This is a genomic window from Streptomyces griseiscabiei (assembly GCF_020010925.1).
In the GTDB taxonomy this organism is placed as follows: Bacteria; Actinomycetota; Actinomycetes; order Streptomycetales; family Streptomycetaceae; genus Streptomyces; species Streptomyces griseiscabiei.
The window spans coordinates 493,086-506,804 of record NZ_JAGJBZ010000001.1; the positions used below are offsets into that span (position 1 = coordinate 493,086).

Genomic DNA, 13,719 nt, shown 5'->3' on the forward strand with positions numbered 1-13,719 from the left:
GCAGCTCCCCGCGCCCCTTACGGGGCGCGCTGTCCTACTCCCTGCCTGCGGAAGTGAAGCGCATGTCCGCGTAACGGTCGCCCGCCACCTTCGCGGCTATCGGCTCCAGCAGCGTCATGTCCTCCTCGCCCAGGACGATCCTCGTCGCCGCCGTGTTCTCCTCCACCCTTCCCCGCCTGCGGGTGCCCGGGATCGGGACGACCGGGAGACCGTACGTCGCCGACTGCCGGTGGACCCAGGCCAGGGCGATCTGGCCCGGGGTGGCGCCGTGGGCCTCGGCGACCTCTCGGATCGGGTCCAGGAGGGCGGAGTTCGCCGCCGCGTTGGCGCCCGTGTAGCGGGGCTGGTGGCGGCGGAAGTCGTCGGCGGTGAGGTCCTCGGCCTTGGCGAAGGAGCCGGTGAGGAAGCCCCGTCCGAGCGGGGAGTAGGCGACGAGGGTGACGCCCAGCTCGCGGGCGGTGGGGACGACGTTCGTCTCGATGTCGCGGCTGAAGAGGGACCACTCGGACTGCACGGCCGCGATGGGGTGCACGGCGTGGGCCGTCCGCAGCTCGGCGGCCGTGACCTCGCTGAGGCCCAGCTGTTTGACCTTGCCCTCGCGGACCAGCTCGGCCATGACGCCGACGCTCTCCTCGAGGGGGACATCCACATCGCGGCGGTGCATGTAGTAGAGGTCGATCACGTCGACGTCCAGGCGGCGCAGGCTGTCCTCGACGGACTCGCGGATGTGCACCGCGTCGTTGCGGACGATCCGCTTGGTGGGGTCGCCGGGGTCGATCGCCAGGCCGAACTTGGTGGCGACGACGACCTCGTCGCGGTGCGCCTTGAAGAAGGGGGAGAGGAACTTCTCGTTCTCCCCGGCGCCGTACACGTACGCCGTGTCGTAGAGCGTGACGCCCAGCTCCAGTGCGCGGTCGAGGGTGGCCCGGGACTCCTCGGCGTCCGAGGGGCCGTACGCGAAGCTCACGCCGTACGCGAAGGTCATGGCCATGCAGCCGAGGCCCTGGACACCCACCTCGGGGCCGTCGGCGCCCAGCCGTGCGGTCGCGATCCTGCCGTTGGTCGTGGCGTCGGTCATGAAGCCCTCTCCGACGCCAGGGCCAGCCCCGCGTCAGCGTAGAAGTTGATCTTCCGGTCGAGCACGTTCAGGGTGTCCTGCAGCTCGGCGATGCGGGACAGGACGTCGTCCCGGGTCGACTTGAGCAGGTCGAAGCGCGCGGTGTAGGTGTGGTCGCCCTCGCGCACCAGTTCGGCGTACCGGACCATGTCGGCGACCGGCATACCGGTGAGCCGGAGCTTGCCGACGAGGTCGAGCCAGTCGAGGTCGCGGTTGCGGTAGCGGCGCTGGCCGGTGTGGGAGCGGTCGATGTGCGGCATCAGACCGATCCGCTCGTACCAGCGCAGGGTGTGCGCCGTCAGACCGGTGAGGTCGACGACCTCGCTGATCGTGTACTTGTCCTGCCCGTCCGGCCGGCGCGGCTTCAGCGGCGGTCCGGCGCAACTGTCGCCCCCTGCGGTACCCGTGGCACCCGCGGCATCGGTGGCACTCATGACACTCGGCGGACTCGTGGTCTCCATCACCGTCATGACCACCACGCTAAAACCTTGGAGTGCGCTCCAAGCAAGCGAATCGGGTGAGAAAACATGAGGACTTGACGTGATCGGGATGGTTAGCGTGCACGGCATGAGTCTCGTACGCCGTGCCGCCCCCGAGGACGCCGAGGAACTGCTCCGGCTGCGTCAGGTGATGATCGACTCCATGCGGGGAGCGGACCGCTCCACCGGCTGGCACCAGGAGTCGCTGCCCACCGTACGCCGCCGGCTCGCCGACCCCGACGGGGACTTCGCCGCCTTCGTGGTCGACCACCCGGACCGGCCGGGCGCGCTCGCCGCGCTGGTGGCGGGGACGGTCGACTACCGCATCGGACGGGCCGGGAACCCGCACGGCGCGGTCGGCCATGTCTTCAGCGTCGCCACCGACCCCGACGCCCGCCGCCGGGGGTACGCCCGCGCCTGCATGGACGAACTCATCGGCTGGTTCCGTGAGCGGGGCGCCGGCCACGTCCATCTGACCGCCTCCCCCGACGCCGAGCCGCTGTACGCCTCGATGGGCTTCCGGCGCAGGTCCGACCCCTTGATGCAGCTGGATCTGTGAGCGGCTTAGGCTCGTGGGCATGTCCTTGCAGAGCCTCGCGCTGATCGAGAACTGGCCCGTTCCCACCGCCGCCGCGGCCGTCGTACGGGCGGACGGCACCGTCCTCGGGTCGTACGGCCCCACCGGGCACCGCTTCCCGCTGGCCTCGGTCACCAAGCCGCTCGCCGCGTACGCCGTGCTGGTGGCGTACGAGGAGGGGGCGGTGGAGCTGGACGAGGCGGCGGGTCCGGCGGGGTCGACCGTACGGCATCTGCTGGCGCACACCTCGGGGCTGGCCTTCGACGAGCACCGGGTGACGGCGGAGCCCGGGGTGCGGCGGCTGTACTCCAACGCCGGGTTCGAGGTGCTCGGCGACCAGGTGGCCAAGGCGGCGGACATCCCGTTCGCGGAGTACGCGCGGCAGGCGGTGCTGGAGCCGCTGGGCATGACGGCCACCTCGCTCGACGGGTCCCCGGCCAAGGACGGCGTCTCCACCGTCGACGACCTGGTGCGGTTCGCCGCCGAGGTGCAGGCGCCCCGGCTGCTGGACCCGCGCACGGTCGCGGAGGCGATGACCGTGCAGTACCCGGGCACCAAGGGCGTCCTGCCGGGCTACGGGCACCAGAACCCCAACGACTGGGGGCTCGGCTTCGAGATCCGGGACTCCAAGGCACCGCACTGGACGGGGAACTCCTCGTCGCCGGGGACCTTCGGGCACTTCGGGCAGTCGGGCACGTTCCTGTGGATCGACCCCGTGGCGGGGGTGGCGTGCGTCGCGCTGACGGACCGGGCGTTCGGACCGTGGGCGGTCGAGGCCTGGACCCCGTTCACGGACGCTGTGCTCGCCGAGGTCGGGAACGGTGTCTGATTCGTGAAGGAAACGACAACTCTTCGACGGAAGAGGCGGGTGACGGGTCCGGACGGCCCCGGACGGCGATCCGTCCGCTAACCTCCCCCGTGCACATCAGCCGCACAGCATTCGGGGGAGCACCATGGGCGAGGTTCGCGCGGGCGGGCAGTTCCGGCCGTTGGAGGCCGGTGACCCGACGACCGTGGCGAGCTACCGGCTCGCGGCACGGCTCGGCTCCGGCGGCATGGGCACGGTCTATCTGTCGTACACACCGGGCGGCCACCCGATCGCGCTGAAGACGATCCGGCCCGAACTGAGCGAGGACCCCGAGTTCCGCCGCCGGTTCAAGCAGGAGGTGCAGGCCGCCCAGCGGGTGCAGGGCCTGTACACCGCGCCCGTCCTCGACCACGACACCGAGGGCGCGCAGCCCTGGCTGGCCACCGCCTATGTGCCCGGCCCGTCGCTGCACGCGGCGGTCGCCGAGCACGGCGCGCTACCGCTGGGCTCGGTCCTGCTGCTGCTCGCCGGGGTCGCGGAGGCGCTGTCGGTGATCCACGGCGCGGGCATCGTCCACCGTGATCTGAAGCCCTCCAATGTGCTGCTCGCCGGCGACGGGCCCCGGGTCATCGACTTCGGCATCGCGCGGGCCGCCGACGCCACCGCACTGACCGGTACCGGCGTCTCCATCGGCACCCCGGCGTTCATGTCGCCGGAGCAGGCCGCCGGGAAGCCGGTCACGCCCGCGTCGGACATCTTCGCCCTCGGCCAGGTGGCCGCGTTCGCGGCCCGCGGCACCGGCGCGTACGGCGACGGCCCCTCGCACGCGGTGCTGTACCGGATCGTCCACGAGGAGCCCGACCTCGGCGGCCTCCCGGACGAACTCCGGTTCATCGAACGCTGCCTGGCCAAGGACCCGGCCGACCGCCCCTCCCCCGCCGAGGTCGTGACCCTCTGTCAGGAGGCGTCGCCCACCCCGCTGGTGCAGTCGGGCTCCTGGCTGCCGGAGGCGATCGGCGCGGACATCACCCGCCGGGTCTCGGCGTCGGCGGATCTGCTGGCCGAACGGAGGAAGGACGCCGAGGCCCCGACCTCCGCGACACTGCCCCCGCCGCCCACCGCGCCGGTGACCCAGCAGAGTTCACCGTCCGTCAGCCCCGCCTCCCCGACCATCCACGCGGCGCCGACCATGCTCTCCGGGCCGACCACCCCGCCCCCGCCGGGTCCCGTGGGCCCGCCGTCGGCGCCGTACCACCCGCAGCCGGGACAGCCCGGGCCGTCGGGCCCGCACACCGTCCCGACCGGGCACCACGCGCCGTATCCGCAGCCGGGCTGGCAGCAGCCGCACCCACAGGGTCATCCCCAAGGTCACCCGCGTCCGCTCCCCCTCCCCCCGCCGCGCAGCAACGTCGGCAAGTGGATCGGGATCGGTGTGGCGGTGGTGTTCGGGCTGGGGCTGCTCGGCAGCTGCGCGACGTTCGTGAAGGGCCTCACGGGTTCGAGCAGTTCCTCCAGCGGCTCGGTCGGCGGTTCGTCGGCCGGCTCGGACGGCGGCTCCTCGGACGCGTCGGAGGGCTCGGAGTCCAAGCCGAAGGCGGACCCCAAGCCGGTCACCTTCAAGGGCGTCAACATCCCCGCCAACTACTACGTGCGCTTCGCCGACTCCCCGCCCAAGCCCCTCGACAGCGAGCTGGGCGTGTCGTACGAGGACGACGGGGACTTCTACTACTACTCGGACTCGCTGTTCGGGGAGAAGAAGGTGGGCAGCAGCAGCGAGAAGCTCGTCCTGCTGAACAACTCCCAGAAGGGTTCCCTGGAAACCTGCCGGAACGAGACCCGGTACACGGCCTCCGTCCAGCTCGGCCAGGTCTCCAAGGGCTCCCAGATGTGCGTGCGCACCAACTCCGGCCACATGGGCCTGGTCACCTTCAAGGGCTCGGCCGCGAGCGGCGACCCCAGCGACTACGTCTCGGTGGACATCACGGTGTGGCGCAACGCGGAGGAACCGGTCACCGAGAACTGACGGACGGTCATCCGCCCGGCTCCAGCTCCCAGATCAGCACCTCGACCGGGCCGGTGACGGCGACCAGCTCCAGCCCCTTCTCGTCCTCGGCCCGCACCGCGTCCCCGGGCCCCAGTTCGTACGGTCCGAGCCGCACGGCGCCCCGGACGACATGCGCGTACGCCCGCGCCGCGTCCGGCACGGCGGTCCGCTCCCCCGCCGCGCCCAGCCGCCGGACGTGCAGCATGGCGCCCGCCTCGGGGACGGCGTACGGGGTGGAGTCGGCGATGCCACGGACGACCTCGTACGCCGGGTCGCCGCCCGGGTCCAGCGGGGCCAGCCACATCTGCACGAAGGTGAGCGGCCCGGAGCCGTCGTTGCGCTCGACGTGCCGCACCCCGCCCGCCGAGCTGAGCCGCTGCACGTCACCGGGCCGGACGACCGTCTCGTGCCCGGTGGTGTCGCGATGGGTCAGCTCCCCCTCGACGACCCAGGTGACGATCTCGGTGTGGCTGTGCGGATGCTCGTCGAACCCCGCCCCGGGCGCGAGCCGCTCCTCGTTGCACGCGATCACCGCGCCGAAACGGAGGTTGTCGGGGTCGTAGTGCGCCCCGAAGGAGAAGGCGTGCAGGGAGACGATCCCGGCCCCGGGATCACCGCCGGGGTAACGCGCGTCGGCGCGCCGCAGCTCCATCACGCTCCCACGGTAGCCCGAGCCGACCCCCACGAGCCCTGGCCGCACCACCCGGCTCCGGCCGGCGCACTCAGCCCGTCCGGCGTCTGAGGACGAGGCCGTGCAGGCCGACAGGCGGGGGCCCAGGGGCGGCAGCCCTCGGGGGTACCCGCAGCCCGGGGCAGACTCGCGCCCCCGGCCCACACCCCTCCGGCGCAGGCGAGCGCAGCGATAAGGCAGGCTTGTCCCCGTGCCCGAACCCGAAACCAGCAAACCCGAGCCCGCACCGCCCGCCCACCCGCACGTCGCGACGTTGAAGCGGCTGGAGAAGTCGTCCGGAAGTCTCGCCGCGCAGGCCATCGCGCGGATGGACGAGACGCTGCCCTGGTACCGGGCGATGCCGCCCGAGAACCGGTCGTGGATCGGGCTGGTCGCCCAGGCCGGTATCGCCGCGTTCACGGAGTGGTTCCGGCATCCGGACGCCCCGCAGGCCATCTCCACCGATGTCTTCGGGACCGCGCCGCGCGAACTGACCCGGGCGATCACGCTCCGGCAGACCGTGGAGATGGTGCGCACGACCATCGAGGTCATGGAGTCCGCGATCGACGAGGTCGCCGCCCCCGGCGACGAGAGCGTGCTCCGCGAGGCCCTGCTCGTCTACGCGCGGGAGATCGCGTTCGCCACCGCGCAGGTGTACGCGCAGGCCGCCGAGGCACGCGGCGCCTGGGACGCCCGGCTGGAGTCCCTGGTCGTGAACGCGGTGCTCAGCGGCGAGGCCGACGAGGGTGCCGTGAGCCGGGCCGCCGCGCTCGGCTGGAACTCCCCCGACCATGTCTGTGTGGTCCTCGGCACCGCCCCGGACGGCGACAGCGAGCTGACCGTGGAGGCCATCCGGCGGGCGGCCCGGCACGCCAAGCTGCAGGTGCTGACCGGGGTGCTGGGCGACCGGCTGGTGGTGATCGCGGGCGGCGACAACGACCCGTTGCAGGTCGCGAAGTCGCTGATCGGGCCGTATGCGGCGGGACCGGTGGTGGCCGGGCCGATCGTGCCCGACCTGCTGGCCGCGACCCGGTCCGCGCAGGCGGCGGCGGCCGGACTCAAGGCCTGCTCGGCGTGGCAGGACGCGCCGCGCCCCGTCTTGGCGGACGATCTGCTTCCGGAACGCGCGATCGCCGGTGATCCCAGTGCGCGCGAGCAACTGGTGGAGGAGATCTACAGACCGCTGGAGGAGGCCGGGTCCGCTCTTCTGGAGACGCTCAGCGTCTATCTCGAACAGGCGTCCAGCCTCGAAGGCGCGGCCCGGATGCTGTTCGTCCACCCCAACACCGTGCGCTACCGGCTTCGACGTGTGACTGACGTCACCGGCTGGTCGCCCTCCGATGTACGCTCTGCCTTCACCTTGCGGATCGCACTGATCCTGGGGCGTCTGGTGGATGGGGAACCCCAGCTCTAGGGTTTTGTCGGAGGGCTACAAAACCCCCTCGTGTTCTTCGTCCCTGTCCTCACGGGCGGCCTGAGCCGTCCCCAAGAGAGAGTGTGAGAGTGCTCGTACTCGTCGCTCCCGGCCAGGGCGCCCAGACGCCCGGCTTCCTGACTCCTTGGCTCGACCTCCCCGGTGCCGCCGACCGCCTCGCCGCGTGGTCGGACGTCATCGGGCTGGACCTCGTCCACTACGGGACCGAGGCCGACGCCGACGCGATCCGCGACACCGCCGTGGCCCAGCCGCTGCTCGTGGCGGCCGGACTGCTGTCCGCCGCCGCCCTCGAGGACGTCACCCCCGGCGCGGTCGCCGGGCACAGTGTCGGTGAGATCACCGCCGCCGTGTTCGCCGAGGTCCTGGACGAAACGGCCGCGCTGACCCTCGTACGCAAGCGGGGCCTGGCCATGGCCGAGGCCGCCGCGATCACCGCGACCGGGATGTCCGCGCTGCTCGGCGGCGACCCCGAGGTGACGATCCCGCACCTGGAGAAGCTGGGGCTGACCCCGGCGAACGTGAACGGCGCGGGCCAGATCGTCGCCGCCGGCACCCTGGAGCAGCTGGCCGCCCTGGAGGCGGACAAGCCCGAGGGCGTCCGCCGTGTGGTGGCGCTCAAGGTGGCCGGCGCCTTCCACACGCACCACATGGCCCCCGCCGTGGAGACCCTCGCCAAGGCCGCCGAGGAGCTGGCGCCCGGGGACCCGAAGCTCACCTATGTCTCGAACAAGGACGGGCAGTCCGTCGCCACCGGCGCCGAGGTGCTCTCCCGTCTGGTCGGTCAGGTCGCCAACCCGGTCCGCTGGGACCTGTGCATGGAGACCTTCAAGGAGATGGGCGTGACCGCGCTCGTCGAGGTCTGCCCCGGCGGCACGCTCACCGGCCTCGCCAAGCGCGCCCTGCCGGGCGTGGCGACGGTGGCGCTCAAGACACCCGACGACCTCGACGCCGCTCGCGCGCTCATCGCCGAGCACCAGAACTAGGAGCCCTGGAGCCATGTCGAAGATCAGGCCGAGCAAGGGCGCCCCGTACGCACGCATCCTCGGCGTGGGCGGCTACCGCCCGGTCCGGGTGGTGCCCAACGACGTCATCCTGGAGAAGATCGACTCGTCCGACGAGTGGATCCGCTCCCGCTCCGGTATCGAGACCCGGCACTGGGCGAACGACGAGGAGACCGTCGCCGCCATGTCGGTGGAGGCGTCCGGCAAGGCGATCGCCGACGCCGGGATCTCCGCCGAGCAGATCGGCGCGGTCGTGGTCTCCACCGTGTCGCACTTCAGCCAGACCCCGGCCGTCGCCACCGAGATCGCCGACAAGCTCGGCACGGACAAGGCCGCCGCCTTCGACATCTCGGCCGGCTGCGCGGGCTTCGGCTACGGCCTGACCCTCGCCAAGGGCATGGTCGTCGAGGGTTCGGCGGAGTACGTCCTCGTCATCGGGGTCGAGCGGCTGTCGGACCTGACCGACCTGGAGGACCGCGCCACGGCCTTCCTCTTCGGTGACGGGGCCGGCGCGGTCGTCGTCGGCCCCTCCCAGGAGCCGCACATCGGCCCGACGGTGTGGGGCTCGGAGGGCGACAAGTCCCACACGATCAAGCAGACGGTCCCGTGGAACGAGTACCGGGTCGGTGACCTGGAGAGGCTCCCGCTGGACAGCGAGGGCAACGTCAAGTTCCCCGCGATCACGCAGGAGGGCCAGGCGGTCTTCCGCTGGGCCGTGTTCGAGATGGCGAAGGTCGCGCAGCAGGCGCTGGACGCGGCCGGGATCAGCTCGGACGATCTGGACGTCTTCATTCCCCACCAGGCCAACGAGCGGATCATCGACTCGATGGTGAAGACACTCAAGCTGCCGGAGCACGTCACGGTCGCGCGTGACGTGCGGACCACCGGCAACACCTCGGCCGCCTCGATCCCGCTCGCGATGGAGCGGCTCCTGGCGACCGGTGAGGCGAAGAGCGGCGACACCGCGCTCGTCATCGGCTTCGGGGCGGGTCTCGTGTACGCCGCGACGGTCGTTACCCTCCCCTAGGCACCGCCGCCGGATCTTGGTCCGGCGGCGGGAAAACGCACAACCTGCCGCTGACGCGGCGGGCCGCCAACCCTCTGGAAAACTAAGAAGGAGCGCCTGACATGGCCGCCACCCAGGAAGAGATCGTCGCCGGTCTCGCCGACATCGTGAACGAGATCGCCGGCATCCCGGTCGAGGACGTCCAGCTGGACAAGTCCTTCACCGACGACCTGGACGTCGACTCGCTGTCCATGGTCGAGGTCGTCGTCGCCGCCGAAGAGCGCTTCGACGTGAAGATCCCGGACGACGACGTCAAGAACCTCAAGACGGTCGGCGACGCGACCGACTACATCCTCAAGCACCAGGGCTGATCCGGCGGGATCGGGCCCGGCCCGATCCCCCGCGGAGCAGTCCGTTTGCCCCGCCACCCGGCGGTGGCGCCGCTGAATCCTCGTAACCGTTGGAGAACATTCCCGTGAGCTCGACCAATCGCACCGTGGTCGTCACCGGTATCGGCGCAACCACACCGCTGGGTGGCGACGCGACTTCCACCTGGGAGGGACTGGTCGCCGGCAGGTCCGGCGTCGGCCCCCTGGAGCAGGAGTGGGCCGCCGACCAGGCGGTCCGTATCGCCGCGCAGATCGCCGTGGAGCCGTCCGAGGTCATCCCGAGGCCGCAGGCCCGCCGACTGGACCGCTCGGCGCAGTTCGCGCTGATCGCGGCCAAGGAGGCGTGGGCCGACGCCGGTTACACGGAGACCTCGGCCGACGAGGGCACCGTCGACGCGGACCGCGTCGGCGCGGTCATCGCCTCCGGCATCGGCGGTGTGACGACCCTGCTCGACCAGTACGACGTGCTGAAGGAGAAGGGCGTACGCCGTGTCTCCCCGCACACCGTGCCCATGCTGATGCCCAACGGCCCGTCCGCCAACGTCGGTCTGTACGTGGGCGCGCGCGCCGGTGTGCACACACCGGTCTCCGCCTGCGCGTCGGGCGCCGAGGCCATCGGCTACGCCATCGAGATGATCCGCACCGGCCGCGCCGATGTCGTGATCGCCGGTGGTACCGAGGCCGCCATCCACCCGCTGCCGATCGCCGCGTTCGGCAACATGATGGCGATGTCCAAGAACAACGAGGACCCGCAGGGCGCCTCCCGTCCGTACGACACCGGCCGTGACGGCTTCGTCCTCGGCGAGGGTGCCGGTGTCGTCGTCCTGGAGTCGGCCGAGCACGCGGCGGCGCGGGGTGCCCGGGTCTACGCCGAGGCCGTGGGCCAGGGCATCTCCGCCGACGGCCACGACATCGTGCAGCCGGAGCCGGAGGGGCGGGGCATCGCCCACGCCCTGCAGAACCTGCTGGACCGCACGGACCTGGACCCGGCGGAGATCGTGCACGTCAACGCGCACGGCACGTCGACGCCGGCCGGTGACATCGCCGAGCTGAAGGCGCTGCGGAAGGTGTTCGGTGACGACACCGACCACTTCGCGGTGTCCGCGACGAAGTCGATGACCGGGCATCTGCTCGGTGGCGCCGGCGGTGTGGAGACGGTGGCGACGGTGCTCGCGCTGTACCACCGGGTGGCGCCTCCGACGATCAACGTGAACGACCTGGACCCGGAGGCCGAGGCCAACGCGGACATCGTGCGCGGTGAGGCCCGCAAGCTGCCGGTCGAGGGCCGTATCGCCGCGCTCAACGACTCGTTCGGGTTCGGTGGGCACAACGTGGTGCTGGCGTTCCGGACGGTCTGACCTCCGGCCGTCGCGAGCTGACGGACGAGAAGGGCCCCCACCGTGCGGTGGGGGCCCTTCCTCCGTGCTGAGCAGTCGTCACACCACCTGGTGCAGCCAGCGGACCGGGGCGCCCTCGCCCGCGTATCTGAAGGGCTCCAGCTCGTCGTCCCAGGGCTTGCCCAGGAGCTTGGCGATGTCCGACTCCAGGTCGCTCTCGCCGCGCTGGGAGCGGGTGAGGGCCGCGCGGAGGCGGTCCTCGGGGATGAGGATGTCGCCGTGGATGCCGGTGACGGCGTGGAAGATGCCGAGGTCGGGGGTGCAGCTGTAGCGCTCGCCCTCGGCGGTGGCGCAGGGCTCGGCGGTGACCTCGAAGCGCAGGAGCTGCCAGCCGCGCAGCGCGGACGCCAGCTGGGAGGCCGTACCGGCCCGGCCCTGCCAGGAGAACTCGGAGCGCCAGGTGCCCGGGGCGGCCGGCTGCCGGATCCAGTCGAGGTTCACCCGGGTCCCGAGGACACCCGCGACGGCCCACTCGACGTGCGGGCACAGCGCACGCGGCGCGGAGTGCACGTACAGGACTCCACGTGTCGTCACCGGGGCCTCCACAGAGCAGGACAGTTCGCGAATAGACGGATCGGCAGTGGCGACGCGGCCACGTGGCGAGGCTACCGTGCGGCGGGGCAAGGAGTGTGACGTACCGTCGGAGCGAGCGCCAGGATGAACGCGGGTTTCACCCGAGGGGACGCCTGTGCGGATGGAACAGTTGCACCTTCTGTCGCATCGAACCCGAGGCCTGCCCTCACCGGGAACTCCCGTGCGTTGTCATGGGTGGGAACTGGCACGTGTACGACCGACGAGGGGACCAGGGGATGCGGAAGCGACGCCATCGTTCGAGGGCGGTGTTCGGCGCGGTCTCGGCGGGTGTGTCGGCGGTGCTCCTGCTGGCCGTGACCGGGTGCGACGCCACCGGCGGTGACTCCCCCGGCCCCGAGGGGACCGGGTCGCGGGCCAGGCCCTCCGTGTCGCCGAGCCCCACCCCTGCCTGGGACACCACCCCCGAGTCGCTGGTCGCCGTCGGTGACTCCATCACCCGTGGCTTCGACGCGTGCAAGGTGCTCTCCGACTGCCCCGAGGTGTCGTGGGCGACCGGCACCGACGCCTCGGTCGACAGTCTCGCCGTACGGCTGCTGGGCGCGTCCGGCGCGGCGTCGCGGAGCTGGAACTACGCGGTGACCGGGGCCCGGATGGCCGACCTGCCGAGCCAGGTGGCGCGGGCGGTGACGCGCAGGCCCGAGCTGGTGACGGTGATGGTCGGCGCGAACGACGCGTGCCGTGCGAGCGCCGCCGACATGACGCCGGTCGCCGACTTCCGCGCCGACTTCGAGGACTCCATGGCCACGCTGCGGGACTCCCTGCCGAAGGCGCAGGTGTTCGTGGCGAGTGTGCCGGATCTGAAGCGGCTGTGGTCCGAGGGCCGCAAGAGCCCGATGGGCAAGCAGGTCTGGAAGCTGGGCATCTGCCCGTCCATGCTGGCCGACCCCGACGCCCTGACGACGGCGGCCGGCGAGCGGCGGGACGCCGTCCAGGACCGGGTGGAGGCGTACAACGACGTGCTGCGCGAGGTGTGCGAGAAGGACCGGTACTGCCGGTACGACGAGGACGCGGTCTTCGACTACCGCTTCGGGCGGACCCAGCTCAGCCAGTGGGACTGGTTCCATCCGAGCGTGGACGGGCAGGCGCGGCTGGCGGAGATCGCGTACCGGGTCGTGAGCGCCAAGCAGCCGTGACCTGGGGTTCTGCCGTGGCCTAGGGTTTCGCTCATGAGCGAACTCTTCGGCACGCTTTCCGACGGCACGCCCGTTCACCGGTGGACGCTGGAGCGGGGCGGCACCCGGGTGCGGATCCTGACGTACGGCGGGATCGTGCAGTCGGTGGAGCTGCCCGACCGGGACGGGCGCGTGGCGGACGTGGTGCTGGGGTTCGCCGGCCTCGACGGGTATCTGCGGAATCCGGGGCCCTTCTTCGGCGCGCTCATCGGGCGGTACGCCAACCGGATCGCCCGGGGGCGGTTCACGCTCGACGGGCGGGTGTACGAGTTGGCGCGCAACAACCCGCCGAACTCCCTGCACGGGGGTCCCCTCGGCTTCGACAAGCGGGTGTGGGAGGCGGAGGGCGTCGCCGGCGGGGCCGGGGTGCGGCTGTCGCGGGTGAGTCCGGACGGGGAGGAGGGCTTCCCCGGGCGGCTGGAGGTGTCCGCCACGTACTCGCTGGACGAGGACGGGGGCGCGCTGCGGATCGCGTACGAGGCGGTCACCGACGCGCCGACCGTCGTGAACCTCACCAATCACTCGTACTGGAATCTCGCGGGGGCCGGCACCGGGAGCTCGGGTGGGCACGAGCTGCGGATCTCCGCGTCGCGGGTGACCCCGGTGGACGCGGACCTGATCCCGACGGGCGCGCTGGAGGCGGTGGAGGGGACCCGGTTCGACTTCCGCACGGCACGGAAGGTGGGGAGCGGGTACGACCACAACTTCGTGCTGGACAAGGGGGTCACGAGCGGTGCGGAGGTGGTTGCCGAGCTGTGGGAGGCGGGGTCGGGGCGGGTGGTGAGTGTTGCCACTACCGAGCCGGGGATGCAGCTCTATACGGCGGATCATCTGGAAGGGGCTTTCGGGCCCGGGGACGGGGTCGCGCTGGAGACGCAGCACTTTCCGGATTCGCCGAACCGGCCGCGGTTTCCGAGTACGGAGGTGCGGCCGGGCGGCGTCTATCGGTCGGAGACGGTTTATGGGTTCGGGGTGCGTTCGTAGTTCGTCGGGTGCGGGTGGGTGGGGGCTGGTCGCGCCCACGCGGCGG

14 protein-coding genes are annotated in these 13,719 nt (G+C 71.7%); 10 read left to right on the forward strand and 4 right to left on the reverse strand.

What is annotated here, in order from left to right; all coding sequences use genetic code 11:
* Nucleotides 1-34 precede the first annotated feature (34 nt).
* Both J8M51_RS02060 and J8M51_RS02065 read right to left on the reverse strand, forming a co-directional pair.
* Nucleotides 35-1,078 (reverse strand): aldo/keto reductase, encoded by a 1,044-nt coding sequence (locus tag J8M51_RS02060; protein WP_086756769.1) that lies wholly within the window; start codon nt 1,076-1,078, stop codon nt 35-37.
* A complete protein-coding gene (locus J8M51_RS02065; protein ID WP_256964965.1) occupies nt 1,075-1,587 on the reverse strand; it encodes a MerR family transcriptional regulator in 513 nt (170 codons plus the stop codon). The genes J8M51_RS02060 and J8M51_RS02065 overlap by 4 nt, the downstream gene beginning before the upstream one ends.
* A gap of 97 nt (nt 1,588-1,684) precedes the next feature.
* Between J8M51_RS02065 and J8M51_RS02070 the strand changes: the two genes are divergently transcribed.
* The 3 genes from J8M51_RS02070 to J8M51_RS02080 all read left to right on the forward strand — a co-directional run bounded on the left by J8M51_RS02070 (nt 1,685) and on the right by J8M51_RS02080 (nt 5,004).
* Entirely contained in the window at nt 1,685-2,155 is a 471-nt protein-coding gene (locus J8M51_RS02070) for a GNAT family N-acetyltransferase (RefSeq protein ID WP_086756775.1), read from the forward strand.
* A gap of 19 nt (nt 2,156-2,174) precedes the next feature.
* Nucleotides 2,175-3,002 carry a serine hydrolase domain-containing protein gene (locus J8M51_RS02075; protein WP_086756773.1) on the forward strand — a complete coding sequence of 276 codons (828 nt, stop codon included), beginning with the start codon at nt 2,175-2,177 and terminating at the stop codon, nt 3,000-3,002.
* Between the two features lie 124 nt (nt 3,003-3,126).
* Complete coding sequence (locus J8M51_RS02080; protein ID WP_267298913.1) at nt 3,127-5,004, forward strand: serine/threonine-protein kinase; 1,878 nt, start codon at nt 3,127-3,129, stop codon at nt 5,002-5,004.
* Nucleotides 5,005-5,011: 7 nt separating this feature from the next.
* Here the strand turns inward: J8M51_RS02080 and J8M51_RS02085 are convergent, their stop codons facing one another.
* The gene (locus J8M51_RS02085; RefSeq protein WP_086760603.1) at nt 5,012-5,677 is read right to left on the reverse strand and encodes a pirin family protein; all 666 of its coding nucleotides are present in this window, start codon (nt 5,675-5,677) and stop codon (nt 5,012-5,014) included.
* 229 nt (nt 5,678-5,906) lie between these two features.
* On the opposite strand from J8M51_RS02085, the gene fasR reads away from it, so the two are divergent.
* The 5 genes from fasR to fabF all read left to right on the forward strand — a co-directional run bounded on the left by fasR (nt 5,907) and on the right by fabF (nt 10,884).
* Complete coding sequence (fasR, locus tag J8M51_RS02090; protein ID WP_086760601.1) at nt 5,907-7,109, forward strand: fatty acid biosynthesis transcriptional regulator FasR; 1,203 nt, start codon at nt 5,907-5,909, stop codon at nt 7,107-7,109.
* Between the two features lie 89 nt (nt 7,110-7,198).
* Complete coding sequence (locus J8M51_RS02095; protein WP_086760599.1) at nt 7,199-8,113, forward strand: ACP S-malonyltransferase; 915 nt, start codon at nt 7,199-7,201, stop codon at nt 8,111-8,113.
* A 13-nt stretch (nt 8,114-8,126) separates the two neighbouring features.
* Nucleotides 8,127-9,158 (forward strand): ketoacyl-ACP synthase III, encoded by a 1,032-nt coding sequence (locus J8M51_RS02100; RefSeq protein ID WP_086760597.1) that lies wholly within the window; start codon nt 8,127-8,129, stop codon nt 9,156-9,158.
* A 101-nt stretch (nt 9,159-9,259) separates the two neighbouring features.
* A complete protein-coding gene (locus J8M51_RS02105) occupies nt 9,260-9,508 on the forward strand; it encodes an acyl carrier protein (RefSeq protein WP_045557916.1) in 249 nt (82 codons plus the stop codon).
* Between the two features lie 104 nt (nt 9,509-9,612).
* On the forward strand, nt 9,613-10,884 hold the full coding sequence (fabF, locus tag J8M51_RS02110) for a beta-ketoacyl-ACP synthase II (protein ID WP_086760605.1): 1,272 nt from the start codon (nt 9,613-9,615) through the stop codon (nt 10,882-10,884).
* Between the two features lie 78 nt (nt 10,885-10,962).
* Here fabF and J8M51_RS02115 read toward each other — a convergent pair whose 3' ends face one another.
* On the reverse strand, nt 10,963-11,457 hold the full coding sequence (locus J8M51_RS02115) for a DUF3145 domain-containing protein (protein ID WP_086760595.1): 495 nt from the start codon (nt 11,455-11,457) through the stop codon (nt 10,963-10,965).
* A 275-nt stretch (nt 11,458-11,732) separates the two neighbouring features.
* On the opposite strand from J8M51_RS02115, the gene J8M51_RS02120 reads away from it, so the two are divergent.
* Nucleotides 11,733-12,650: an SGNH/GDSL hydrolase family protein gene (locus J8M51_RS02120; RefSeq protein WP_086760593.1), complete on the forward strand. Its 918-nt coding sequence runs from the start codon at nt 11,733-11,735 to the stop codon at nt 12,648-12,650.
* Between the two features lie 33 nt (nt 12,651-12,683).
* Nucleotides 12,684-13,673 (forward strand): aldose epimerase family protein, encoded by a 990-nt coding sequence (locus J8M51_RS02125; RefSeq protein WP_267298914.1) that lies wholly within the window; start codon nt 12,684-12,686, stop codon nt 13,671-13,673.
* Nucleotides 13,674-13,719: the final 46 nt, after the last annotated feature.